The sequence below is a fragment of the Shewanella sp. 3_MG-2023 genome (genome assembly GCF_030548765.1).
GTDB lineage: Bacteria > Pseudomonadota > Gammaproteobacteria > Enterobacterales > Shewanellaceae > Shewanella.
The window spans coordinates 138,808-165,800 of record NZ_JAUOSH010000002.1 but is presented as its reverse complement, the minus strand read 5'-3'; the positions used below and the strand labels follow the sequence as shown (position 1 = coordinate 165,800).

Below are 26,993 nucleotides of genomic sequence, written 5' to 3'. Positions count from 1 at the left end.
GCAAGGGTATTAAATTGCCCAACCACCCATGTAGAAAACAACTAAGCCAAGGGTTATGGCGATAACGCCCACTCGAAGTTTACGCCACTCACCGCTGCATATTCGGCCAATGACTAAGGTGACAAACCCTAGCATAATTCCGGTGACGATATTACAACTTAAAATAATAAAGATTGCGCAAGTTAGCCCAGCCATAGCATCGACTTTATCGTCAAAATCAAGCTTACTGACATTACTTAACATCAGCAGGCCAACATACATCAGCGCGGGCGCGGTGGCATATGCAGGTACTAAATAGCTTAATGGCGCCAAAAACATCATCAGTAAAAATAATACACCAACGATGGTTGCGGTTAGTCCTGTTTTCCCCCCTGCCGCTGTACCTGCAGCTGATTCAATATACACTGCAGCGGGGGCGCCACCGACGGCGCCTGCAAAAATACTGCTTACAGAATCTGAGGTAAGTGCCTTACCTCCACTAATAATATTACCTTTGTCATCAAGTAATTCTGCTTGGCCTGCAACGGCACGTATGGTACCTGTGGCATCAAAAATAGCGGTCATCACCAAAGCCAAGACAATGGGTAGTACTACAGGGTTTAATGCGCCCATAATATCGAGCTGACCAATTAATGATTTATCAGACATTAAATCAGGTAAGGCAAACAAGCCTTGATAGGTCACGTTGGGATCAAACAATAACCCAAATAGCGATAAGCCAATGATCACCAGTAAAATACCGCCTGGTATCCCGCGTCGTTCAAGGCCAATGGTGGCCGCAAGTCCAATAATGGTAGCAATAACGGGCAGGCTATTGATGTCACCTAATTTTACCGGTAAGCCAGCATTGTTAGAGACGATTAATTGCACGCTATTGGTGGCAATCAAAAGTAAGAACAAACCAATACCAATACCTGTACCGTGAGCAATACCTTTAGGTAAATTAGTCAGTACCCACTGACGGATCCCTGTAACACTCACAAAAGTAAATATGAGACCCATAAGAAAAATAGCGCCCAATGTCACCGGAATTGATATCCCCTGACCCAGTACCATACTGAATGCCGTAAATGCTGTGAGTGAGATAGCACAACCAATGGCCATGGGTAAATTAGCCCATAACCCCATGAGTAAAGAACCAAAAGCGGCAATTAAGCAAGTGGAGATAAATACTGCCTCAGGGTCGAAGCCTGCTGTGCTAAGCATATTTGGCACCACAATAACCGAGTACACCATGGCTAAAAAAGTTGTTAAACCAGCAATGATTTCTTGTTTTAAGGTACTTCCACGAGCAGAAATGTTGAAATAGCGATCGATAAATGGAGCAGAGGCTGCAGTAGCCTTGGTGGTCTGTTTAGACGTCATAGTAGATAACCTTTGATCTCTTAAATATCAGTTAACCAATGAGTATTCATTGGCTACATAGCTACGGCAGGTAGAGCCCCAAAACCTTATGGTATTGGGTGAGAGATCCACTTAGCGCTATAAGCGTTAGTGACCTGCGATTATTGTAGTAAACAAATGTAGTAAACAAATTTGTTATACACATTATCTGGTAAAATTTACTCTTACCAACATAGCTTTTGTTGGCGCGAAGTTTACAGGATTAACCAATAGCGAAATTTGAAACAGCTAACAGTTTTACGCAACAAGTGTGAAAGTTACGTGAATGATTTGACCTAAGCGATATCGATAGTTAAACAAATCTTTTGATTTGAAAGTCTATGCTATTTAGTTAGTTGATATTTATGACTGCTGCGCTTGAGCAAAACGGCGCTATTGCCTACAATAGCGGATATATTTATTACTACAGATAGCAACCATGACTGACTCAACTGAGAAACTCGCTTTACCTGATCGCCTTTCCGTTAACCCACGTAGCCCACATCATGTGGCTGCCATTTTCGATCACGACATTGGTATTACCGTTAACGGTAAAGAGCGTTTTGACGTTGAAGAATATTGCATCAGTGAAGGTTGGGTTAAAGTACCGTCTCACAAAGCGTTAGACCGTCGCGGTCAACCGTTAATGATGACAGTTAAAGGCACTATTGAAGCCTTTTACAAGTAAGCTGATTAATCTTTAAATCAGTAGCTTGAGTTAAGATCAAAAAGCATTAGCTTGAGTTGTTAACTTAAAGCATAAAAAAGCGAATCGATTGATTCGCTTTTTTGTTTTTTTAATCTCGACGCTTTGTTAGCATTAGACTTAAATTGCGTTCATGCCTGTTTACGACTTAGATTAAATCAAAACGATCGGCGTTCATCACCTTTGCCCACGCTGTAATAAAGTCGCGAACGAATCGTTTTTTATTGTCATCTTGGGCATACATTTCAGCATAGGCACGCAGCTGTGAGTTTGAGCCAAAAATCAAATCTACCCGTGTTGCCGTCCACTTGAGTTTGCCTGTTTGACGTTCACAAATATCGAACAGATTATCTGATTTTGGTTGCCAGCTATAATTCATGTCGGTGAGGTTGACAAAAAAGTCATTACTGAGCACGCCAACATTATCGGTAAATACCCCATGTAATGTATTGCCGTAGTTGGTGCCAAGCACCCGCATACCGCCCACAAGTACCGTCATTTCAGGGGCAGTGAGCCCCATCAGTTGACTGCGATCAAGCATTAACTCTTCGGCGCTGACAATATAATCATTCTTTAACCAGTTACGAAATGCATCATGAAGCGGCTCCAAATCGGCAAAGGAGTCAATATCGGTCATCGCTTGGCTTGCATCACCACGGCCGCGAAAAAACGGCACTATCATCTCATAACCTGCCGCTTTGGCAGCTTGTTCAACCCCGACATTACCTGCTAGAACAATCACATCGGCGATACTGGCGCCGGTATCTGTCGCGATTTGGGCAAGTATAGTTAATACCTTACACAGGCGTGTCGGCTCATTGCCTTGCCACATATTTTGTGGTGCTAAACGAATACGGGCACCATTGGCTCCGCCGCGCATATCTGAGCCTCTAAAGGTTCTGGCGCTGTCCCATGCTGTTGTTACCATTTCGCTAACACTTAACCCGCTGGCGCTGATTTGCTCTTTTACCAATTGAATATCGTAGTGGCGGTTTCCTGCGGGAATAGGATCTTGCCAAATCAACTCCTCATCTGGCACATCAGGGCCGACATAACGGGTTTTAGGCCCCATGTCTCTGTGAGTCAGCTTGAACCAAGCTCTGGCAAAAGCATCAGAAAACTCATCAGGATTATGATAGAAACGCTCGGAGATTTTTCGGTATTCAGGATCCATTTTCATCGCCATATCAGCATCAGTCATCATGGGGTTGTAACGTTTGCTTGGGTCTTCAACATCAACAGGTTTATCTTGTTCTTTAATATTGATGGGCTGCCACTGCCAAGCACCTGCTGGGCTTTTTGTGAGCTCCCAATCGTAGTTAAGTAACAGTTGAAAGTAGCCATTATCCCACTGGGTTGGGTGAGTCGTCCATGCGCCTTCTATACCACTGGAAACCGTATCACGACCAATACCGCGGTTCGCTTGGTTATTCCAGCCCATGCCTTGTTGTTCAATGTCAGCGGCTTCTGGCTCTGGGCCCAGTAGACTTGCGTCTCCGTTACCATGGGCTTTACCCACGGTATGGCCGCCAGCGGTAAGGGCCACTGTTTCTTCATCGTCCATGGCCATACGTTTAAAGGTCACCCGTATATCATGGGCGGTTTTTAGTGGGTCAGGGTTACCATCAACGCCTTCTGGGTTGACGTAAATTAACCCCATCATCACTGCCGCTAGTGGGTTTTCGAGATTACGCTCACCTGAGTAGCGACTGCCTTCACTGCCACTTGGAGCCAGCCAATCTTTTTCAGCTCCCCAATAAATGTCTTTTTCAGGATGCCATATATCTTCACGGCCAAAGCCGAAACCGAAGGTTTTAAGCCCCATGGATTCATAGGCTATGGTGCCTGCGTAGGCAATTAAATCTGCCCAACTGAGCTTGTTGCCGTACTTTTTCTTAATTGGCCACAGTAGCCGACGGGCTTTATCGAGGTTGACGTTGTCAGGCCAGGAGTTAAGCGGGGCAAAGCGCTGATTACCTGTGCCAGCACCGCCGCGGCCATCAGCAGTGCGATAAGTGCCCGCCGCATGCCAAGACATACGGATCATTAAGCCGCCGTAGTGCCCCCAGTCAGCAGGCCACCATGGCTGACTATCTGTCATCAGTGCATGCATATCTAGTTTTAGCTCGGCGACATCGAGTTTTTTAATTTCCTCTTGATAATTGAAGCGATCGCCCATGGGGTTGGTCTTAGCATCATGTTGATGCAAAATATCCAGATTAAGCGCTTTAGGCCACCACTTGGTATTTGGCATGCTGTTGTCGGTCGTAGCACCGTGCATTACTGGACATTTGCCACCAGTATTTGTGGTGTTTTTATTCATAGCTTAACTTCCTTAGTATGTAGAACCCTAAGCCGCTTTTAGCAGCATAGCTTGCACAATATGATTGCTATAAGGCGCAGTACATTAGGTGTTCAGGTTGAATGACTACCCACTTTTTACCTCCCACAATTGGCGTATGATGAAAGCGATAGTCACTGCTTTTCGATATGACTATCTATCAAGTTAGTTCATAAAGTCAGACTTTGGCGCTTTTAAGCTCAATCGTTTTGATGGTTTTTATCTGAATGGGGATAAACAAAACATGGCTATCTTTTGTGTTGCCAATTTTTAGGGCATCTACGGTTTGTTGTTCGGTTTAGTCTTTGCTCGTGTCATTGCGGATGGTTAGACGAATAAACTGATAGTGAGTCCAATTGGTGGGGTTCACCACTATGAGGTATTTGCACCTCTTGGTTTGCTGAAAAACAGCTAAGCTTTGAGGTGAAGCCTTGCCACCCGTTGGCGGCACATTAATTTGGTGATTTGATCAGATCGTCCCCGATTCCGGTACGGCAATTAATTCGAACTCATTTGAGGTGAGTAACAGCAGTTGTAGCACTGATGGTACACAAATCATTTTAGCTAACGATTATTATGAATGTCAGTTCGATGTGCATCTGCTTGCCACTGAAAATGACGCCGCTGAAAATGTGTTTAAATATGACACCAGTGACGTTACCCCTTATGTCAGTAACCTTGCCGATCTCGTTGAGGTGGTGGTTAAAGATAATGAAGGTAACGAGGCAAATGATGTTGCTAACGTCACCGTTCAGTTGAACGAAGACTAATTTAAAGGAGTTACCCCCAAAAAGCGCTAGTTATCACTGGCGCTTTTTATTTTTGGCTTAGAGGGGCAATCATTGGGTCGATAGGTGCCGGTTGCCTACTGTATTAATATGCTGTTATCAATGAGTGCTAAAATTTTAGCTTCAAACAATAACAAGCATGCAACTAAAGTACATATAAGACTCTATTATCTTGTACTACTTATGTATGTAATTTCAGTTACTAAAGTGAGTCAGCAACATTTACGCTTAGCGCGTATATCGCCTGATATGGCCGCTTTAGAGTCATTTTCCTGTGATAAACACCGCTGAATCAAGGGGCTCACATGGTTTGCGCAATATACAAAACCTACCTAGACTGAACATTCAGTTTAATATCAAATTTCTCCCCATTTAACAGTGAAGTTTCCGCATAATCAAGCAAATATTAGAATCTATAAGGCTCAATTTTTATGGACTCAAAGGGCAGAAATCAAAGCGATATGGAAGGAATCGACCCTAACTTACGTCAAGGTTTTGTGTTAAATGACATTGTGGTATTACCCGACGATGGTGAAGTGATTGTTCATGGGGAACGGCGTCATTTGCCTCCTAAAGCTTTTGAAATCTTATTATATTTATGTTCAAACCCTGAGCAGTTGCTTTCAAGTCAGCGATTGCTCGCTTTTGGTTGGGGGAAACTTAATCGAAAGCGTAGAAATTTGAGCCATGTAATTAGCGAAATTCGCCACGCCTTAGATGATCACAAAGAGTCCCCTGTTTTTATCCAAACCATTACCCGAAAGGGCTATCGATTAATCGCGACAGTCGCCCCCCTTGATGAAGAGGCGCTTAACCGAAAGCGTGTGGCGTTAAAAGCGCAGCGGTCGACAACGCATTCTGCCGATAGCACACATACACCGCAATGGCACTTAAATATTGCCCTGTTAAAAAACTCTAATTTATTTCGTGTTAGCGTGGCTTTTTCGATTATGACTTGGCTCATTATTCAAATTATAGCCATTATCTTTCCGATTTTTAATGTGCCTGATTGGGGCATTAAAATTGTTGTTTTAGTACTGGTTGTCGGTTTTCCAATATTACTTATTTACACATGGTTTCAGGATATTAAGGTCAAAAAAGACTTATTTAAAGCTGATAGAAATCATCCGAAGAAAAAGGTGTTTTACAAACAGTTGGCGTTTGATTTTTTCTTTATTGGCGCGTTGTCCATTTTAGGTGGCTTTTTATCGCTGCATTTAATTGACTCTATTTATAATGAAAAACCCAAGGTCGCAGCGCTGAAAACTAGCCTACCTATTCAAGATAATCTCATTGCGGTTATCCCTTTTGTGTTTGATGAGCAAAGCCAATTACCACATTATTTTGAATCCACCTTTCAAGGCGAAGTGATTAGCGCCTTAAGCAAGCAAAGCGCTTTTAATTTAATGTCTCAGCGGGCAGTAAATGAAATTCCCCAAAACAGCAAACTATCCACCTATGCCGAAAAACTCGGGGTGCGATATTTAGTCGATGGCGCCATTACTGAAAATGCAGGTGAATTTTCAATAATATTACATATTACTGATATCAAAACGTATTTACAGGTGTGGTCTTCGGTTGTTAAAGGTGATGTCGGCAATATTTTGTTGGTGCAAAAACAAATATATCGTGAGCTTTTTAATGCCTTATCACTGATTGCACAGTCGAGTGAATTAGATAGTCAGGACCTTATCAGCACCGATGATTTCAAAGCTTATGACAGTTATATACAAGGTAAAAGCGAGCTGTTTAAAGCTCCCACTCAGGCCACATTAGCCCAAGCTGAATTTCATTTTATGAAGGCGTTGGCATTTGATGGGGAATTTACCTTAGCCAGCGCTGGTTTATGCCAAACCTATCTAAATCAATACCAGATAAATAAAAAACTTGCGACGTTTGAATCAGCCCAGCAAATTTGTAATGCACTGACTCAGGTGTCGAATTTAAAAGAAGAAGGCTTAGTTGCCTTAGGTAACCTAGAGCGCTTAAGTGGCCGTTATTCACAATCTATTGCGTTTTTTGACGAGGCATTAACCCTTAACCCTAAAAATATTGAAGCAATTATTGGCGCAGCCGACAGTCAGACTCAACTGGGTCACAATGATAAGGCGGTGGATTTATTTGCTAATGCGATTCAATTAGAGCCGGGATACTGGAAAAATTATCAGCGCTTTGGCAATTATTACTTTAATAATGGTCAATATAAAAAAGCCAAAGATAAATACCTTAAAGTCACATTATTAAAGCCTAACTACGCTAATGGCTACAGTAGTTTAGGCGGCGCCTATTTTCTTGATGATGAATTAGAAAAGGCCACTATGGCGTGGCAAACCGCATTATCTTTAGCACCTAATGCGTTAACTTACTCAAACCTTGGGACAGCACTCTTTTTTAGATATGAGTTTACTGATGCTGCTCAAAGTTATCGTAAAGCCATTAAGCTGAGCCCCAACGACCCAGTATTGTGGGCTAATTTAGCGGATGCAGAAAAGTTTTCCGGTGATGCCACTCAAGCCCTTGAAAGTTACCAACAAGCCTATAAATTAGCCCGCGAGCAATTTGTAGTTAATCCTAACGACCATGTTATGCAAGCCATGTTTGCCAGGTATCAATCAGAGCTTGGGGAGTGTGAACCGGCATTGCAAAAAATAACCTCAACTCAATTACAAGATAGCCCCGATCCATATCTTTTTTATGATATGGCCATAGCGGCGATAAATTGTGATGAAAAACAACTGGCTATTCAGTATATCGATAATGCCCTTAAATTAGGCTATTCGAAAAAGTTGCTGGCTAGAGATATTCAGTTTCAAGGTGTTTACGTCAACATGGCGATGCCATAACGCAATAAAACAAGGAAGAAGGCAATGAATATTACTATAAAACCATTACTCACAGCTCGAGCATTAACCTTAGTTACACTCATAGGTCTATTGGGGATGTTTTCACGACAAAGTCTTGCTGAAGATCAAACCATTAGTTTGGTTGCCAGTGAGTGCGCTGTCACGGTAACACCTAAAGAAGGTAGCGGCTGTGAGCAAGGGCAATGTGAAGGGGTTGAAGCGTGTATCTGCGCTAAGCGAGGTGACTTTATCACTTGGGAAATGAGCGATAATAATAGAGCCAAATTTAAGTTAAAGTTTAGCGAAAATTCGCCGCTTAAAGAACAATGTGGTAAGAATTTTAAAAAAGGTAAAGTAAAGTGCAAAGTGAAAGAAGAGCTTGACGTTGGGGAAAGCTTTGACTATTTGGTGATGCTTGAAGGCTGTGATGAAGGCACAGATCCACGTATTGTTATTTCGAAATAATAACGACTCAGTGAAAGTCAGAGTATGCATAATAGGCTGATTTATATGTTAGTTTATAGCTTGTTTTATATTTGGATTTATAAAAATCTGGGCTGGCATGACTTTTATGGGCGCGAAATTGATTATCAATAAACAAATATTACAGATTTTAAGGTCAATGGTCTTACTCCCATTGGCCTGTTTTTCAGCGTCGGCAGCTGAAACTCAAAGGTTTACTTGGCCTAACGGCGAAAAACTAGCAGTGAGCCTTTCTTATGATGATGCCTTAAACAGCCATTTAGACAATGTGTTGCCAGCACTGAATAAGCATCATTTTAAGGGCTCTTTTTATGTTATCTCCACGTCTTCGGTATTAGCGCAGCGAAAGAGTGAGTGGCAAGCTGCAGTTAAACAAGGTCATGAGCTAGGTAATCACAGTATGCAGCATCCTTGCCGCGCCTCATTGCCCAATAGGGGCTGGGTTAAGGTAGAGCAAGACCTTGATCATTATAGTGTCACACAGATGATTGATGAGCTTAGTGCTGCTAATACTTTTTTAAATGCTATTGATGGTAAAACTGAGCGCACCTATACCGTCCCTTGCGGTGATTTACTGGTGGGCAGTGCTTTACGCTTAGATGATGACTCGACTGGTGGTCAAGAGTACCTTAACAAAGTAAACCACCTCTTTACCGCGATTAAAGGCCACGGCGCTGACACACGCTTTAACCCCATCATTTACCCAACCGGCGAAACCGGTAAAGCGTTAATTGCTTATATTAATAATACCTCTACAGATACCTTGCTGATTAACTTAGTTTTTCATGGGGTGGGCGGTGATTACTTATCGGTATCATCCAAAGCTCATGCTGAACTATTGGCTTATTTAGCGGCCAACCGTGACAAGTACTATGTCGATTCATACCTTAACCTGATGAACTATGCAGCCGCTCAGCAATAACACTTTTTTAGATTTGGGTGTTTTAAGCTTTGGCTATATTTAGTGAGAGGCAGTGACAAGTATCATGTGGATTCATACCGTAATTTGATGAACTATGCAGCTGCGAAGTAATAGCAGCTAATTCTATTTAGCTTGTTTCAGCTTACGCTATCTTTAGCTTAATTCAGCCTTTAACATCAGCCTTTAACATCAGCCTCTAATATTAGCTGTAAATAAACTCTGCCAACTCAAGATCTCATTTAAACACAAGATGACTTTTATTCATGTTGGATAACTGTAGAATCCGCGGCTGTTTTATCACTAATTTTGTATTTATCATGATTGATCTGGCTTTACTTCCTGTTTATTTAACCACTGTGGTCGCTTTACTGCTAATACCTGGGCCTGACATGCTGCTGATCGCCAGCTCGAGTTTAAGTTATGGCCGCAAGGTGGGCGTGTATGCAAGCTTTGGCAATGCGACCTCTGGGCTTATTTTAACCTTGCTGGCAGCTATGGGTGTGTCGGCGTTAGTGGCAATGAACCCGATGGTATTAGAAGTGCTGCGGGTGCTAGGCGGCGCTTATTTATTAAAAATGGGCTGGGATTGTATGCGCAGCAGCGCAGCTGATGCCCCTGAAATTGAGCAGCAAAATAATTTAGCCAAATTACTTTATCGCCGCGCGGTAATGAGTAACCTGCTTAATCCCAAGGCGCTGATATTTTTTGTGTTATTTTTGCCGCAGTTTGTCTCTACCCAGCTTAGTGCCAGCTCAGGCGAGCAGATGTTGACTCTTGGGCTGATACTGAACGTCATGGGGCTCGCTTTTAATTTACTGCTGGTGGCTTTAGTGGGCAGTTTAGGTAAGCCGCTGCTTAAAAATGACAAGTTTAGAACCTATCAAAATAAGTTTATGGGATTGATATTTTTTGCCTTAGCCATTTGGTTGTTAGCTTCTCAAGTGCAAAGCATTAGTTAGGCCAATATAAGGTATTGAATTTTAAAGCGACTTTGCTTAAAAATAAAAAACGGAATGAGCTGCCACTCATTCCGTTTTTTGTTTTAGAGAACAAACCATTAATATTCATAGCGTGTTCTTGATATCTGCTTTTAAGCCGCTTTAACGTTTTCAGAGATGTAATTCATTAAGTACTGCGCATCCTTGTAAACGCCGCCTAGGGTGGCAGAGCCTCGGGTATAAAGCCACGGCAAGCCAATAAAATACAAGCCCTCAATATCATTACTGACACCGCGATAATTGCTGGGGTAGTTCATTTCATCAAATGAGATACCGTCAATCCAAAAAAAGTTGGGTTTAAAGCCTGTAGCCCAAATAATATTTCTGATGCTACTCACACTGCCTTTTTGAAATTTAATACTGCTTTCATCGGCTGACAAGGTTCTGCCCATGTGGATGACATTGTCTTTTGCTAGTAGTGATTTTACGTCAGTGCCAATGACAGGTTGCACGCCGCTGCTCAACCACTTGCCAATTTTGCTAAAACGGTTAACCGATAAAAAGCCGATTTTGGTGAACCACCACCATAGGGTTTTACCTAAAAAGGCTTGGGGAATGGCTTTGATTTTATTGGTGCCAGAAAAATGCACTGTGCGGCCGGTATCGGCTATTTCAGATAATATTTGCACCCCAGAATCACCCGCACCCACGACTAAACAATCACCTTGTTGCAGTTGAGATGGGCTTTTATAGTTTTCACTGTGCAGTTGAACAACATCTTTGGCAATATCAGCATGACAAGGTGGGGTGTAAGGGGTATGAAACGGCCCGGTGGCAATGATGACTTGTTTGGCTTTATAGCTTGTGCTGGCAGTAGTTATGTCAAAAATACCATTCACTTTTTTAATCGAGGTGACCTTTTGGTTAAACTCAATCGGTATCGAGAACTTATCTACATAACTTTTTAAGTAGTCTGCCACTTCATATTTATTGGGGTAATAACCTTTGGGAAAAGGAAATTTCATACCCGGTAGATGGTTATATTCAGTGGGAGTAAACAGGGTTAAAGAGTCCCAGCGCTTGAGCCATGGAGCCCCTATATATTCATTGGCATCGAGAATGAGATAGTCTTTATTATTGCTCGATAAGTTATACGCCATAGCCAGGCCAGACTGCCCTGCGCCAATGATGATAAATTCTTTCATGGAACCCCAATAAATACATATGGTTATTATTATGGGCTGCATTCTAACAGAACATCAGCGCTGAATCGGCTGTGGCCTTAAAAGAGTTAATGGCGTTACTGTAAACCTTGGTCGCTTTTCAGCGTTTAAATTAAACTCTAAAGGTTTAATTTCAATAAAAAACCACGGTAAATACCGTGGTTTTTTATTTGTGACTAGCCTTAGCTATATTACTTCTTAAACGCAGCTATTTCTTGCTCAACAGCTGCCACCACAGTATGCGGGCTACTGATGTATTTTGAGTGATCGATAAATATAGCGTTATCACCTACAGTCATCACTAATGCTGGAAAACTGTTAGTACCAATGACCTGTTGGATTTCGGCAATGCCTTCGAGTACGTATTCAGCGTCCATACTCAGCTCATCTTTAAAGACTTTATTTGATGGCGACAGTTTAAACTTTTCAACGATAGCATTGAAATCATGCTTAGTATCAAGCGGGTTACCTTCGATAAAGTGTGCTCTTTGAATCGCATTAAGTACAGGCAGTTGTTTATTCGCTTGCTTGCTTTGCAACCATCCCATTAGGTTAGCGGTTTTGACTGAGTTTTTAGGGCTATTGGCATAACGAATATGATCTCTGCCAAACTTAAGTCCACTCATTCTTGCTGCCGCTTCCATTTGCTCTTCGCCAGCACTGTCTTTGCCGATGAAATTGGCGCAATGTAATAAGTTTACATTCATTTCAGGGTAGGCTTCTTGTAATGCATTCACCAAAGGTGTTGCGGCGTAGCTCCAAGGGCAATGTGAGTCGTAGATGAAATAAAGCTCGGTGGTCATAGGAAAATTCTTGTTTGCTATCTGATGAGTTGATCCTAGTGAGTTTGTGGCCATTATTCAATGATTGAAAGCATACATAGCTAATAAGTTGGCTGTTTACATCTTGCAGAGGGGCTGACCCTTTACAATCGATATCGTGCTTTGAATTTTTCCTTATACAATTCAACCATCAAACGATAGCACATATCGATGGTAGGGCTTGATTTAATCGAACCAGACGTTTAAGTCCTAAGTAATCTTTTTGAGGTACAAAATGAAGCTAGCAAGTAACTTAAAACCTTTGGTCATAGCAATGGCATTAATCTGCCAAGCGATGTGGCACCACTAAAACGTTACTGCGAACTCGCTCTAAGATCGACTCAGCGGTATTTCCGAGCATAAATCCAATAATGCCTTCTCGCTGGCGAGCGCCTATAACAAGATATTGAGCTTTTAGGCGACAACTTAATTCGAACAGGCATAGATCGGCATTGCCTGTCAGGATATGCACATGCTCCTTATCTAGGCCAAGCTTTGCAATCTTGCTGTCATAACGCTGGTAAGCTTCTTTCACTAAGGTGTGAGTATTGACGATATCCATATCCCGCAGTATTTGCGGAAAACGCACCACGTAGCCTAGGTGTAAATCACAACCCGTAGCCTTAGCAAGTTGCTGGGCTTGGGTAATTACATCTTGGTTGAGGGCTTGTTTTAGTGGATCGCTAGTGCCCAAGTCCAGCGCCATTAAAATTGAATTTGCCTTATGCAAGGGGTGATTACTCAATAACATCAACGGTACTTTGATATGACGAATAAGCTGCCAATCTAAAGGGCGAAAACAGGCTGATTCATGAATAGATTTTAGCATCATGGCGTACTTGTCGGGGGTGACATACTCACATACATGTTCAACTAAATGCTTACACCACATATTAGTAAACTGTACCTCATTGGCATTGAGAACACTCAGTTGTTGCTTCACTGCGGCGCTATCATCGGCGCGAACTTGCTCTCGAACCACGCCGGCAATACGGGGATTATAGTAAGCATCGCCACTTAAGGACTCATAACTGTAGGACATGATTTCAGGAACTAAGCCTAACTGTTTAGCGAGGTTAATCCCTTCTTTTATGGCATTAGTTTGCTGCTGATGCTGTTGTGAAATAATAAATAATTTACTCATTTTCATTTCCTCTGACACTAAGTATAAGCTTAGCAGTTGGTTAAAAATCAACCTTGATCTTTGTCATCTAAACGCTCAATATTTAATCAATAACAATAAAAAGATTAAGGTTAATATGAACGTTGACCAGTTTGTTATTTCACTTTGCCTGATTTTGTTTTTGGGCAAACTTTTTGGCGAGATTTTTCAACGCTTCGAACTGCCAGAGGTGGTGGGAGAGATTCTTGCGGGCTTATTATTGGGCCCGTCGCTTACTAATGTTATCAGCCCTGATCCTACTTTGACTGTATTGGCAGAGCTTGGGGTGATCTTGCTGCTGTTTTCCATTGGCTGTGAAAGCTCAATTAAAAGACTTTATCAAGCTGGTGGTCGCGCGGTAAGCGTGGCCTTAGTGGGAATTATTGTTCCGGCTATTGTGATGGGCGTGAGTGGTGCCTACTATCTTACCGACTCAATATTCACCGCTATTTTTCTTGGGTGTGCCTTAACAGCGACGAGTATTGGCATTTCATTACGGGTGTTGGTTAATGCCAATCATGCAAAAACGACCGCGGGACATATTATCTTAGGCGCCGCCGTGTTTGATGATATCGGCGGAGTGATTTTGCTCAGCATTTTGTTCAACTTTGCAGCCCATGGGGAGTTTGATGTATTTAGCACGCTATTACTTATCACTAAAGTGCTGGTGTTTTTGTTACTGACGCCGCCCGTGGCTAGGGTGTTATTGTATTTTGCACGAGTACTAAAACCGGCTAGCGATAATTCAGGTTATGAAGTTATCATCACTATGATTTTAGTGTGCTTGTTTGCATGGCTAGCACACTTATTCGGTGCGCCAGCCTTGTTAGGCGGCTTTGCGGTTGGCTTAGCACTTAGCCGCCAATTTACCTCACCACTCAATCGCTACCTAGTTAACCCTTTTGCCTTTACCCACAAAATGGAGCAATCAAGTAAGGCATTAGTTGACGTTTTTACCCCGATATTTTTTGTTTACGTTGGAATAAGCTTAGATCTGAGCCAGCTAGATTACAGTACTAGCGGGGTATTGTTGTTGCTGTCATTGTTAGCCATTGCCAGCAAACTGGTTGCCGGCACGGTTGCTGGTGGTAACTGGCAAAAGAAACTTATTGTGGGTAGCGCTATGGTGCCGCGAGGGGAGGTCGGCTTAGTGTTTGCTGAAATGGGGCTGAAGACGAACATTATCGACAATAAATTATTTACCGAGTTAGTGGTGATCATAGCAATCACCACGTTAATCGGCCCCATGTTGCTCAAATGGAGTTTGAACAAGCATGGTCATCATTCGCAAGTAGAATAAACCTTAGTCAGCTTGGTCATTAACCACTGTCAGGGTAAAAGTTAATTTTTGCACCGACTGTGACGGCTGGTTATTGACCATAGAATACGATGGCATTGGGAAGGTGACATAGGGTTGCCCTGATTGTCCATCTACGCTTATTTGGCCTTTATCGTCAAAGGTAAACGATAACAGCTCGCCGTTCCAAAGCTGCAGTTCTTTTCCTTGATTATCTTCTCGCCATTGGGTGACCCATTTCATCACTAGCGTCGCCTTACCTGGGCGAGCATTATTTTGAAAGACACTGGCTTTTACTGACTCAATATCAGTTTTATTGCTGTGGATCTCAAGTACAGGGCTGCCTTTATCTAATGATAAATATAGAGGTAGCGTTAATGTTTTGCTGGCATCTGCTTTATCGGTAAAGGTCATATCTAATTGGGTGCTGACACAAAGTTGACTCCAACTGGCATCTTCGCTTTGGTATATATCTTTGATGACAATGTCGGTTTGGTATTGCTGAATATGGGCTTTAGCATATTGGTCAAATTTATTATCAACGATATAGCCTGATAGGGTATTGGCTGTAAATACGCTGAGTGAGCCGATATTGGCATTGTTATCCGTCACGCACCTGCCAGTGTTTTGTGTCACGCTGATATCGAGGTCTTTTTTAGCGCTGATGACAGAGGTGGTTGATTGACAGCCACAAAGCGCAAGTAGTGTTGCTAAGGCAACTCCTGTTAATTTTACCCTTGAATGATTCTTAGCAGTTATCCCCATACCTATTTCCTTATGTAAGTAATTTTTATTTACAACAATAAGCATAGACGCTGTTAGCGGTTAAGTTGCTTACAAATGGAGGTTTATTTATCAAAGAGCCGCTAGAGGATGTTTATTGAGGAAGCGAGAGCCGACAACACTGAGACTCTAGGCCTCAGTGTTGAGGATATTCTTATCTTGTTTAATATCAGTAAAGGTTAATGTTAACCGAGCTCAGCTTGTGGATCTGGCGCGCGCATGCGCTGCCACCATTCATCGCTAGCATCAATTTGCCCTTGCAGATCGATAGCTGGGTATGGGATGTTTTTTCTACGGCAGGCCTTGGCGAATATTGGGTGACCTTGTTCAAATAACATGGTTTGGCAGTAGCTGTGATCAAGCTGGCGGCTACCGTACATATTAGCTTGTTGGCGTTGACGCTGGGCTTCATACATGACTAAGGCTGCAGCGACTGATACATTCAGTGATTGCACCATGCCAATCATAGGGATGATGATATGTTGATCGGCGGCTTCGATGGCTTCAGGGCTGACACCATCACGCTCGTTACCCATGATGATGGCGGTTGGACGGGTATAATCGATTTCGCGAAAATCTACCGCAGTGTCTGAAAATGTGGTGGCTAACACCTGCATTTTTTGCGCTTTAAATTGCTTATTTGCATCATCAAAATTGCGGTGATTGACGGTATTAACCCACTGCTGACTACCAGATGCAGTATTGCCTGAAACCCAAAGGCTGTTATCGGGCATAACCGCATGAATTTGATGGATGCCAACGCTATCAGCGGTGCGCACCACGGCTGCAATATTTTGCGATTTATGGACTTTATCGAGGCAAACTGTCAGGTCGACTTGGCGATTATCAAGCATCTGATTTATTCGGGCTAAACGTTCTGGGCTCATGGGGCTGTTCTACTTGGTTTTATCTAAGAAAAAGCGAATTAATAAAAGGCGTATAATCCGTCCGTAACTGCTGAGTTAATATCTGCGTCATTATAACGCTTAATTGCTAAAGCTAAAATGCTATTCAGTTGTACATGTTTGATTTTAGTTATTAATCTTAGTTAGGGGACAAAACCTTAAATAATTCATTTTAAATTACTCCCCCCGTACACATGATGAGTTGACGCAAGGTATTAATTTATTTGGCTAACCGTCTCGTTGTACTTTTTGGGCTGCGTTGGTCAATAGCATTAATGACTTGCGGAGTTATTATGTGCTTTACATTGGTGGGTATGTCATTTTTCAGGGACGAACTTTCTCTAGGTTGACTTGTTTTCAATAAATAATAAAAGGATTTAAAAATGAATTATTAATTACTGTTTTGATGCTGAAATTTTATCGCCAAAATTGCATCTGGCCATTTGAGTGCTAAGATTAATTCAGTGCAGGTAAGCACATAAGGAATTTATTATTTTAAGCTCATACAGGGAGTTAGCATGAGTCGCTTCACAAGGATGCCTCGTCTACTTTTAGTAAGCCACTTTGCAATGAAATTGAGGTTAGCTTGCCTATTCCTCGGTTTTTTTTGTCCTTTTTTCTGTCACCTTACGGCAGCAGCTGAAGCTGAAGCAATTCCTAATGATGAGCAAGTAGTGCGTATTGCTTACCGAACTGATAGCACTCCGTTGCAATATCTTAATGACAAAGGCCAAGCTGCTGGTATTTTAATTGATTATTGGCGTACTTGGTCGCAAATCACAGGTAAAGCCGTTGAATTTGTACCAGGCTCTAATGCAGAAGGGCAAACTTGGTTAGCGCAGAATAAAGTCGATTTGTTGGCTGGTGTATTTCAAAATGAAAAACGCGCTAAAAGTATGTCTTTTTCTGCGCCACTGTTACATAGTGAATATTTCTTATACGCCAATACTGCAGAGCAAGGTATTGAATTTATTAAACAAATACCACAATACCGTATTGGTGTTACCCACAATAGTTTTCATCATAATTGGCTAAAAAAATATTTCCCCAATGCCGACATCAGGACTTTCAAAGGCTATAAAGCATTATTTGATGCTGCAATTAATGGCGAAATAAGCCTGTTTATCTGCCAGCCGCTTTACCTTGACACCTATTTAAAACAAACACCTGCAACGACTAAATTCAAAACCATTGAATCCGCATTATATTCACATCCTTTTCGCGCAGCAGTGAAGAAGGGAAACGTTGAATTACTGCAAACAATAGATACAGGCATACAACAAATAGATAATAAGAAAAAAGATGCGATATCTGCTAAGTGGAGTGGTTTTCATTGGGAGTATCAAAATTTAGCTGAACCGTTATTAGTGACACAGCCAATTATTACCCTTACAGAAGAAGAAAAAGCATGGCTAGCTGCTCATCCGATTATTCCTATTGGCGTAGACGGTCGTTGGCCGCCGGTAGATTTTATCGACCCTAATGGTGAGCACTCGGGAATTTTACATGACTATTTAACCCTTTTTGAAAAGCAGTTAGGAGTGAGCTTTGACACTCGAGTGTTTGGTAGTTTCCAAGATATGCTTTCTGCGGTTAGTTCTGGAAATTTAAAACTAGGTGCAACATTAGTAAAAAAACCAGACCGTGCCAAAAACCTGTGGTTTAGTGCGCCTTATTTTAGTGCGATTAAGGTGATTGTTTCTAAAACTGGCGTACAACAATATTCCAAATTGACAGAATTGTATGGCAAGAGATTAGCATTAGAGAAAGGCTTTTATTTAGTCGATGAAATTAGCAATAATCATCCCGAGATTAATCTAATGACCTTTTCAACAACTGAAGAGGCATTGAAAGCGGTCTCTTTCGGTACAGTTGATGCGTATATTGGCAATCAAGCGGTTGTCACTTGGCTTATGGATAGTTTGCAGCTGACTAATTTAACCTTTAGTGGCGATCCTATGTTTGCGCCCGCTCATCAAAGATTTGCCATTTATAAAGATCCTGAATGGGAGCCCTTGCTTGGCATTCTCAATAAAGCCCTCGATTCGATAAGTGTGTCAAGACGCCAGCAGATACATACTGATTGGATTAATCAAGACAGTAAAATTAGCAGTCCACTTATTTTTACTCAAAAACAGCATGCATGGTTGGAGGCTCATCCCACTTGGCGACTAGGAGTTGATAACAGCTGGCCGCCTTTTGAATTTATTGATGATAACGGTGTTTATTCTGGGATGTCGGCAGATGTGATGTCCAGATTGACAAATTTAATTGGTGCAGAGTTTATTTCCCCTGTTAACAAACCCTGGTCCCAAGTGTTGGCAGAGTTTTCCGCTGGAGAGCTAGATATTTTACCTGCTGTAACCCCCACACCTGAACGGCGCGAGGTGATGCTGTTTTCTACCCCTTATTTGGAAAGTCCATATATGGTGTTAGTTCATCAAGATACCCGTTTTGTGACCAGTCTTGATGATCTTGATAATAAGCAAGTCGGTGTGGTTAAAGGCTATGCCATCGAAGAGACATTAAAACATGATTATCCACAATTTAATTTAGTACCATTTTCATCCAATAAAGAGGCACTGATTGCACTAAGCGCTGGTGAAATTGATGGCTATATTGGTAATTTAAATGCCTCATCTTGGACATTAGAAGAACTCGGTATTCGTAATGTAAAAGTGACCGCAACCACGCCTTATACCTTTAAACAATCAATCGGTATTCGCAAAGATTGGCCTGAATTGTTGGAAATTGTCAATCTCGCGATTGCGAGAATTGACCCTCAGCAACGGCAAGCTATCGAAAATAAGTGGTTTTCTGTGCAGTTTGAACATCAGGATAATCATTATCAGATTTGGCGGGCTATCTTAATTACCTGTGGCATATTGTTGCCAATGATACTGTATACCCTTGTTTGGAATAGAAAGCTTAATAAAGCAAGGCTTAAATTAACACAAAGTAGTAAAAAACTTGAGGAGGCAAAGCGTGATGCATTACAGGCTAGCGCTTTTAAAAGTCAGTTTCTTGCCAATATGTCCCATGAAATTCGCACCCCCATGAATGCCATTATTGGTATGACGCATTTATTGCAAGGGACAGAATTAAATCATAAACAACAGGATTATTCTGAAAAAATAAGACGAGCGTCTTTAAGTTTGTTGGGGATTATTAATGACATACTCGATTTTTCAAAAGTAGAGGCGGGTAAACTCGAAATTGAACAGAGCGAGTTTCTCTTACATGAAGTATTTACTAACATTGCCAACCTATTGGGGATAAAAGCCGTCGATAAAGGCATTGAGCTGCAGTTTGAGTTAGACCCTAAAATACCAGAAACAATTATTGGTGATGCGTTACGCATTGAGCAAGTGCTAATAAACCTAACCCAAAATGCGATAAAGTTTACCGAAAAAGGTGAGGTATTGCTGCGTACTAAAATGCTGTCGCAAACAGACGAGCAAGTAGCCATAGAATTTTCAGTTAAAGACACAGGTATAGGGATTGAACCAGCTAATTTAACTAGTATTTTCAATGCCTTCACTCAGGCTGATGGCAGTATTACTCGGCTCCATGGTGGTACTGGTTTAGGCTTGAGCATCAGTAAGCAATTAGTTGAATTAATGCAAGGTGATATTTCTGCAACCAGTCAACCCGATCAAGGTAGCACCTTTAGCTTTAGGCTTAATCTTGCAGTGCCTAAAGTCACTTCTAGTCGAAAATCAGTCATTACGGAATGTGCTTCCCTTAAAGGGATGAGAGTGCTTGTGGTTGATGATAATGACAATGCCAGAGAAATTTTAAAAGAGCTGCTGGAGTCATTTTTCTTTGAAGTTGATACCGCAGTCAGTGGTGCGCAAGCGATTGAAATGCTCAGCGTGATCAACAATATGGAAGATGAGCGGCCATATCAATTAGTGTTAATGGATTGGCAGATGCCAAAAATGAATGGCATTGAGGCTAGCCGAAGCATTAAATATTTACCGCTGCGTAAGCAACCGTCAATAATCTTAATTACCGCTTACGGGCGTGAAGATGTGATGAATGAGGTGGAAAATGATTTGCTGGATGCATTTTTAATTAAACCGCTTAATGCGTCAGTGCTATTTGATACCTTGATGAAAATCTTTGAGCCTTCGCAGCCCATGGGGCCAGCAACAGAGAAGAATACGATTGAGCAGTTAGAGGGCCATGTGTTATTGGTAGAAGATCAATCGATTAATCAACAGGTCGCTACTGAATTTTTACAGCGTATGGGGTTAACCTCAGCAGTAGCCGACAATGGTAAGCAAGCAATAGAAATGGTTGATGAGCAGACATTTGATGTTGTTTTGATGGATGTACAAATGCCGATTATGGATGGTTTCGAAGCCACCGAAATCCTCCGCAGCCGTTTTGATAAAAAACAACTCCCGATTATTGCGATGACCGCCCATGCGATGAAAGGGGATCGCGATAAGTGCTTACAAGTTGGGATGAACGCTCACCTGGCTAAACCCGTTGAGCCCGATCAGCTTTATTTAGCCCTTAGCCCCTACCTTACCCATAAACAAAGCCAGAAAGTTCAGGGGCAGCAAAATATGTCGCTTGCCCCCATAGAGGGAGTTGATGTGCTCTGGGGTATTAAGCGATTAGGGGGCAACCAACAGCTTTATGCGCAACTTATTGGTGAGTTTTATCAGCGTCACAAAGATCAGTTGCACTTGTTGCAGAGTTATCAAGATGCTGACGATTTAAAATCAACCATACGAGCCGTTCATACTTTAAGAGGTGTTGCTGGCAATATTGGCGCTAAACAACTAGAGCAGGCGTCGGCTAATCTAGAAAGCCAACTGCATAGTCACCCATCCCCCTTTGATGTCCCTGAGTGGCAAGCTTTTACCGATAGTCTTACGGTATTAATCGCAGGGCTTGAGCAATGCCAATGGATTAATCAATCCGTAAGTAATAGCACTGACATAAGACAGCCGTTTAAAGTATCAGCCAATTTAAGCAGGGTTTTATCACCGCTTGATGAGCTATTAGCAGCTGGAAATCCGCAAGCTAAAGAAAACATATTAGCCCTCGATGGCGAGGTCGATAGTCATCTGATTGAGAAACTTATCGAGCAGGTCAATGAATTTGAGTTTGATAATGCTAGAGAATTAATCGCCCAAGTCATAGCCCAAGCAGAACAGGAAACTGAACAGGAAACTGAACATGTCACCATATCTTAAAGATAAAATATTAATTGTTGATGATGAAGCATTTTACATTAGTGTATTGATCGAGGTTTTGGGGAGTAAATACCATGTTTCTGTGGCGAAAAGTGGCGAACAAGCACTGGAACGTATCGCCCAAGGCTTTATGCCTGATTTAGTGTTACTGGATATTTTGATGCCTGGATTAGACGGCTATGAAGTATGTAAAAAGTTAAAAAGTAACCCTGACACTAGCAACATACCGATAATGTTTTTGACGGTAAAGGCTGAAATAGAAGAAGAAATATTGGGCTTTGAATTGGGTGCTGTTGATTACATCACCAAACCTTTTAGCCTTCCCATTATTCGAGCTCGAGTTAAAACCCATTTGGCCTTAACTTCGGCAAATAGAGCTCTGGAAGAGCAAAACCATGACTTAGAAGCCAAAGTGCTTGAGCGAACGGCTGAAATATCTCGAACCCAAGATGTCGCTATTTACTGTATGGCCTCGCTAGCAGAAACTCGTGATAATGAAACCGGTAAACATATTCGTCGCACTCAATATTACGTTAAAGCCTTAGCTGAATATTTAAGAGAAAACTCACCTTATTCTGCGAGTATTGATGATGCTTACATTGACCTATTGTTTAAATCAGCGCCGTTACACGATATTGGTAAAGTGGGGGTTCCGGATGCCGTTTTACTAAAGCCAGGCAAGCTTGATGAAGGCGAATGGAGTGAAATGAAAAAGCATGCCGAATATGGTAAATCAGCACTGGAAAGCGCTGAAAATGAATACGGAAATTCAAGCTATTTAAGCATCGCCAAAGAGATAGCTTATAGTCACCATGAGCGTTGGGATGGCAGCGGCTATCCAGAAGGTTTAGCTGAAGAAGATATTCCCTTGTCGGCACGGATTATGGCCATTGCCGATTGTTATGATGCACTTATTAGTCGTCGAGTTTACAAGCCGCCTTTTACACACGAACAGGCTACAAGCATAATCAAAGAAGGCCGCGGCTGTCATTTCGACCCACATATAGCAGATGCCTTTGATGCGCTTCAAGAAGAGTTTATTAAAATTGCCGATCGCTTTCAGGATGATGATTAACCTTAACGATTAAGCAATAAAAGAGGCGTGACAAGCCTAATGCACTTTAAGTCTTAGGCTAACGTTCTATTTTAAATCAATTTATAACATTGTCGTTATTTTAAAGAGCCTATGTTGTTTGGCGGATTTGCTATCTCAAAAAAGGGTCAGCGGATTGTTGAGGGGGAATAAAGACTACTGCGTGACAGTGGCGCTAATCGTTAAATAGGCTTTTTGGCTATTGGGTACAAGCATTATTGTAAAACTCGTCATCTAATTTAAAGCAAGATATTGGATTTATTATATATTTCTAATGATTTCTCACGTTGCCCTCATTATAATAATTAACATATTAGACTTAAGGTGTATGAGTTTTATGAGTGATAAACAATATCATCACGGTGACTTAAAGGCGTCTTTGATTGCTGCAGCCAATACTATCTTGCAACGCGATGGCGCTAATGCCTTGTCACTGCGGGCGATAGCGGCTGAAGTGGGTGTTTCTCATATGGCACCTTATGCGCATTTCAAAAACAAAAAACAATTGCTGAGTCATATTATTGAGTCTGGTTTTGTACTCATGGCTGATGCGATGGAACACTGCACGGCACATCTAGATAAAAATGATGCTGCGGTAGCGGGAGAGTTAGTGTTGGCTTATGGGGTGAGCTACTTAGAGTTTGCCATCGCGAATCCACAACTATACCGTTTGATGCTTGGTCAAGTTGAGGCTTCAGCAATGAAAACGCCAGCATTAAAGACAAGTTCGTCGACTGAACAAAATAACCATAGTGAGAATAGTCATAATGAAAATGAGCAACTAAGACGACCATTTAATTTGCTTCGCTCCGCCTTTGCCTTACAAAATGAAGACAACCAAAAAGTAAAAGCCCAAGCAATTGGCGCTTGGGCTATGGTACACGGCATGGCGGCACTTATGACCGAAGGCCATATTCAGTTACCGCAAGGGGTTAACTTAAAACAATATTTAGCTGACGCCAGCTCGGTTTATTTCAAGCTTAAATCATAATTTCAATGTCGCTTAAGGGAAAAGCCACACAAGAATGACACCAGCCATAAGCTTCATCGGTTGAGCGTAGCTTTGCTTCTGCGGGGTTAAATACCGCGCCGTTTAACACCTTCACTCGACATAAGCTGCATTCACCAGAGCGGCAGGCATTCTCGGCGCTAAAGCCATAACGCTCCATGCTGTTGAGTAATGGCTCATCCACTCTGGCTTCAAAACTGCCTTGGCCTTTAATCGTCACCTTAATCACATCTGAGGCGTTAACATTGCTCGGCCATCCCGCTAAGTTTTGTGGGTTTTTAGGCGGGCCATTACATTCTATTCGTACTCGTCTGGCTTTGACGTTAAGTAGCCTGAGTTGCTCAGCGCAGTGGTCATGAAAGCTGGTAGGCCCGCATACATAGAACATCTTCTGTGATAATTTTTCAGCGTCATCCCCTAACAATTGTGTCAGCCGCTCAACATTAATCCGTCCTGTCATCCCTTGGTATTGCTCGTTGGGACGGGTAATGATCCAACTGATGCGCAAAAAATCATGCTCTTTTTCAAGTTGCTTTAATTCTTCATCAAAAATCACATCAGCTTGATAACTGCTGGTATAAATGAGATGTAATTTTTGGTTTTTCTTCCGCTCAACTAAGGTGTTGGCAACAATGTCTTTGATCATACTTCTGGCTGGGGCAATGCCTGAACCGCCTGCAATGAAGACTAAGTCATCACCGTGAAATAGCGGGTTATGGTAAAAGGTGCCCATGGGACCTGTGCTTTCAAAGCTATCGCCTGTTTTCACTTGATCTAGTAAATAGTTAGATACAAAGCCACCCTCAACCCGTTTGATGGTTAAATCATAATATTCTCGCTGCTGGGGCGCTGAGGATATGGCGTAAGGTCTAGCGGTTTTAGTGCCGTTAATATCGACAAATAAATTAATATATTGGCCTGCCTGAAATGGCGGCAGGGTTTGGGTGTTTGAGGTTAAGCGCAAGGTGACTGTGCTTGGGGTATCGACAATCACCTCACTGACAGTGAGCTTTAATCTTTTAGGATGTAACCGAGCGATAGTTTGGGCCACATTGCCTTTTTGTTCGTTAAAGTCGGTGCCTGCCTGATACAAGTTTTTTTGGTGTGCTAGCGCTTCATTGTAACCGTCGACCGCATGCAAAATATTCACCACGGGGCGTTGTTCTTTTTCGATGACTGAATTAGGCATGTGATAACTCCTGTTGTGGTTGCGAGGCCGCTTTAGGCTTTGATAATTGCTTTAGTACTTCTTTGGCGGTGCTTTGACCGACCATATAGGTTGGCTGGAAGCCGCCCATGCCATTCCAGCAACCTGCTAAGTTGAGACCGGCTACTTCACTGACGCGGCGACGAAATATATTGGCATCTTGGGTGTTTTGCTGGAAACCATATATCGCCCCATGGGGGGTATTTAAGTAACGCATCATGGTTAATGGGGTGGCCACTTCTACTTCTTCAATATGCTCACGAATGTGAGGAAATACTCGCTCGGCGTGATCAAGGAGTTTTTCTGCAAACTGGTATTTGGTACGAGCATAATCTTCAGGGCTTAGTGCTTGCCAAGGTTCGCCATACTGCAAACAAAGTAAAGATAATGCCGACTTACCTTGCGGGGCAAAACTGGGATCATCATGGTTATAGCAGGTCATCATGGTGTGTTTTGGCGGCGTTAACGATTGCATGATCTCATGAGCCACTTCTTCATCTCGATCATCAATAATAAAGTTGGATGCCGCAGTCACGCCGATATCACTTGGGGAGCAATCTAACCCTAGGTAAAGCACAAAAGCAGAGGTGCCAATACGGCGCGACTTCATATCAAATGCGGCTTGTTTCGGCGTTGGGATATCCAGCAGTTCATTGAAGGTGTGTAATGGGCTGGTATTGGAGATAACTTGCTTACAAGTAAATATCTCATTGTGCTCAGTTTTAACCCCAACAACTTGGTTTTTATCAGTAATAATTTTGTCAGCGCCGCAGTTAAAACGAACCTCACCACCCGCATTAAGGAATGATTCCAATAAGGCGCTAGAAATAGCTTGTGAGCCGCCTTTAATATGACAAGGTTTGAATGATGCGTAGGCATATAGCATCACTGCCAAGTCACGAAACGGGAAGTCTTTTGGCGGTAAACCCAGATAGCACCAGTAGGCGGCGATAACGGCTTTAAGATCTTTATTGGTAAAAAATTGATCCAGTAATTCTTTGGCTGGCCTTAAGCCGTACTTCACAAATAACGGGCAGCTTGCTTTTAAAACTGCTTCATCATTTGAATGCCTTACTTTAGGCATGACCATAAAGCATTCCATGGCAAGGCCTGCACATAAATCTAAAAACTGGCCAATATTGTCTGCTTCTTCTGGATAGTGACTCACCAGTGTTTTACCCAGCGCTTTCCAATGTGCTGGCAAAGTAATATCAATTTCAGGCTTAGCGCCGTTAGCTGATGGCATCACAAAGCGATATAGCTCGCGCTCTTCAACCACATCAAGTTGATCCATGATGCCCAGTTCAGTGAATATTTGACGCATGATAAACGGATTTTGCTCAGTGCCCATGCCGCTAAGTTGGTGCAGAGCCACTTCAAATTCAAAATTACCGCGCACAAAAGAGGTGGCACAACCTCCAGGAATATTATGGCGTTCGAGCAATAATGTTCTTGCTCCGCCTCTTTGCAAGGTGGTTGCTGCGGTTAAGCCAGCGTTCCCTGCTCCAATTACAATCGCATCAAAATCTGTCATTGTGGTTTCAGCTCCATTGTTAGTATCAATTTGTTATATCGACTTGCGGTATAAATCCCTTGTGTCCCTTTGAACAGATAAGGCTCGAACGAGTAAGGCAAAGTTAAAAAGCAATCCTTACGGTGTAAACTTTATGCCGTAAAGATATGTGTGTTATGTGTGCTTTGTCAAGATTGATTCAGTTAATCATCTCTGTTTTTTTGATCAATTAACTGGCTTTTGGACAATGGCTGTTGGTTTAGTTATCGGTTGAGCTGTCAGTTTTGTTATCGGCACTTGTAACGTCAGTGTTAACTCAGGCGTACAGTAAGGCATGACGTTAATATTCAGTCCTCACTGACT

The 26,993-nt window shown here is 42.2% G+C and carries 19 protein-coding genes; 10 read left to right on the top strand and 9 right to left on the bottom strand.

Annotated features, from left to right (window positions below; all coding sequences use genetic code 11):
• Positions 1-9 precede the first annotated feature (9 nt).
• The gene (locus tag Q4591_RS01960) at positions 10-1,365 is read right to left on the bottom strand and encodes an NCS2 family permease (RefSeq protein ID WP_102476678.1); all 1,356 of its coding nucleotides are present in this window, start codon (positions 1,363-1,365) and stop codon (positions 10-12) included.
• Between the two features lie 457 nt (positions 1,366-1,822).
• Between Q4591_RS01960 and Q4591_RS01955 the strand changes: the two genes are divergently transcribed.
• The gene (locus Q4591_RS01955; RefSeq protein WP_076539562.1) at positions 1,823-2,071 is read left to right on the top strand and encodes a DUF3297 family protein; all 249 of its coding nucleotides are present in this window, start codon (positions 1,823-1,825) and stop codon (positions 2,069-2,071) included.
• Between the two features lie 166 nt (positions 2,072-2,237).
• On the opposite strand, the gene katG is transcribed toward Q4591_RS01955, so the two are convergent.
• Positions 2,238-4,412: a catalase/peroxidase HPI gene (gene katG, locus Q4591_RS01950; RefSeq protein WP_102476679.1), complete on the bottom strand. Its 2,175-nt coding sequence runs from the start codon at positions 4,410-4,412 to the stop codon at positions 2,238-2,240.
• Positions 4,413-4,948: 536 nt separating this feature from the next.
• Between katG and Q4591_RS01945 the strand changes: the two genes are divergently transcribed.
• From Q4591_RS01945 to Q4591_RS01925, 5 genes are all read left to right on the top strand, one after another.
• The gene (locus tag Q4591_RS01945; protein ID WP_303459072.1) at positions 4,949-5,200 is read left to right on the top strand and encodes a hypothetical protein; all 252 of its coding nucleotides are present in this window, start codon (positions 4,949-4,951) and stop codon (positions 5,198-5,200) included.
• Positions 5,201-5,649: 449 nt separating this feature from the next.
• Positions 5,650-8,061 (top strand): winged helix-turn-helix domain-containing protein, encoded by a 2,412-nt coding sequence (locus Q4591_RS01940; RefSeq protein ID WP_303459069.1) that lies wholly within the window; start codon positions 5,650-5,652, stop codon positions 8,059-8,061.
• A 24-nt stretch (positions 8,062-8,085) separates the two neighbouring features.
• Entirely contained in the window at positions 8,086-8,526 is a 441-nt protein-coding gene (locus Q4591_RS01935) for a hypothetical protein (RefSeq protein ID WP_303410711.1), read from the top strand.
• A gap of 157 nt (positions 8,527-8,683) precedes the next feature.
• Entirely contained in the window at positions 8,684-9,466 is a 783-nt protein-coding gene (locus Q4591_RS01930; RefSeq protein ID WP_102440447.1) for a polysaccharide deacetylase family protein, read from the top strand.
• A gap of 317 nt (positions 9,467-9,783) precedes the next feature.
• A complete protein-coding gene (locus Q4591_RS01925; RefSeq protein ID WP_303459066.1) occupies positions 9,784-10,425 on the top strand; it encodes a LysE family translocator in 642 nt (213 codons plus the stop codon).
• A 131-nt stretch (positions 10,426-10,556) separates the two neighbouring features.
• Here the strand turns inward: Q4591_RS01925 and Q4591_RS01920 are convergent, their stop codons facing one another.
• From Q4591_RS01920 to Q4591_RS01910, 3 genes are all read right to left on the bottom strand, one after another.
• A complete protein-coding gene (locus Q4591_RS01920; RefSeq protein WP_102476684.1) occupies positions 10,557-11,609 on the bottom strand; it encodes an NAD(P)/FAD-dependent oxidoreductase in 1,053 nt (350 codons plus the stop codon).
• Positions 11,610-11,818: 209 nt separating this feature from the next.
• Positions 11,819-12,430 (bottom strand): protein-disulfide isomerase, encoded by a 612-nt coding sequence (locus Q4591_RS01915; RefSeq protein ID WP_102476685.1) that lies wholly within the window; start codon positions 12,428-12,430, stop codon positions 11,819-11,821.
• Positions 12,431-12,728: 298 nt separating this feature from the next.
• Positions 12,729-13,592, bottom strand: coding sequence for a universal stress protein (locus tag Q4591_RS01910; protein WP_102440449.1), 864 nt, complete (start codon positions 13,590-13,592; stop codon positions 12,729-12,731).
• Between the two features lie 115 nt (positions 13,593-13,707).
• On the opposite strand from Q4591_RS01910, the gene Q4591_RS01905 reads away from it, so the two are divergent.
• Positions 13,708-14,910: a cation:proton antiporter gene (locus tag Q4591_RS01905; protein ID WP_102520883.1), complete on the top strand. Its 1,203-nt coding sequence runs from the start codon at positions 13,708-13,710 to the stop codon at positions 14,908-14,910.
• A gap of 3 nt (positions 14,911-14,913) precedes the next feature.
• On the opposite strand, the gene Q4591_RS01900 is transcribed toward Q4591_RS01905, so the two are convergent.
• Together Q4591_RS01900 and trmH are read right to left on the bottom strand one after the other, a co-directional pair.
• A complete protein-coding gene (locus Q4591_RS01900) occupies positions 14,914-15,672 on the bottom strand; it encodes a hypothetical protein (protein ID WP_102476687.1) in 759 nt (252 codons plus the stop codon).
• Between the two features lie 203 nt (positions 15,673-15,875).
• Positions 15,876-16,577: a tRNA (guanosine(18)-2'-O)-methyltransferase TrmH gene (trmH, locus tag Q4591_RS01895; RefSeq protein ID WP_303459061.1), complete on the bottom strand. Its 702-nt coding sequence runs from the start codon at positions 16,575-16,577 to the stop codon at positions 15,876-15,878.
• Between the two features lie 536 nt (positions 16,578-17,113).
• Here trmH and Q4591_RS01890 point away from each other — a divergent pair.
• The 3 genes from Q4591_RS01890 (at position 17,114) to Q4591_RS01880 (ending at position 23,892) form a co-directional block, all read left to right on the top strand.
• Positions 17,114-21,808, top strand: coding sequence for a transporter substrate-binding domain-containing protein (locus Q4591_RS01890; RefSeq protein ID WP_303459058.1), 4,695 nt, complete (start codon positions 17,114-17,116; stop codon positions 21,806-21,808).
• Complete coding sequence (locus Q4591_RS01885; RefSeq protein WP_102476690.1) at positions 21,792-22,883, top strand: two-component system response regulator; 1,092 nt, start codon at positions 21,792-21,794, stop codon at positions 22,881-22,883. Before Q4591_RS01890 ends, Q4591_RS01885 begins: the two co-directional genes overlap by 17 nt.
• 355 nt (positions 22,884-23,238) lie before the next feature.
• Positions 23,239-23,892, top strand: coding sequence for a TetR/AcrR family transcriptional regulator (locus tag Q4591_RS01880; protein ID WP_198589377.1), 654 nt, complete (start codon positions 23,239-23,241; stop codon positions 23,890-23,892).
• On the opposite strand, the gene Q4591_RS01875 is transcribed toward Q4591_RS01880, so the two are convergent.
• Both Q4591_RS01875 and Q4591_RS01870 read right to left on the bottom strand, forming a co-directional pair.
• Positions 23,882-25,099 carry an FAD-binding oxidoreductase gene (locus tag Q4591_RS01875; protein WP_102531899.1) on the bottom strand — a complete coding sequence of 406 codons (1,218 nt, stop codon included), beginning with the start codon at positions 25,097-25,099 and terminating at the stop codon, positions 23,882-23,884. The genes Q4591_RS01880 and Q4591_RS01875 overlap by 11 nt on opposite strands.
• Positions 25,092-26,651: an NAD(P)/FAD-dependent oxidoreductase gene (locus Q4591_RS01870; protein WP_102440441.1), complete on the bottom strand. Its 1,560-nt coding sequence runs from the start codon at positions 26,649-26,651 to the stop codon at positions 25,092-25,094. The genes Q4591_RS01875 and Q4591_RS01870 overlap by 8 nt, the downstream gene beginning before the upstream one ends.
• Positions 26,652-26,993 lie beyond the last annotated feature (342 nt).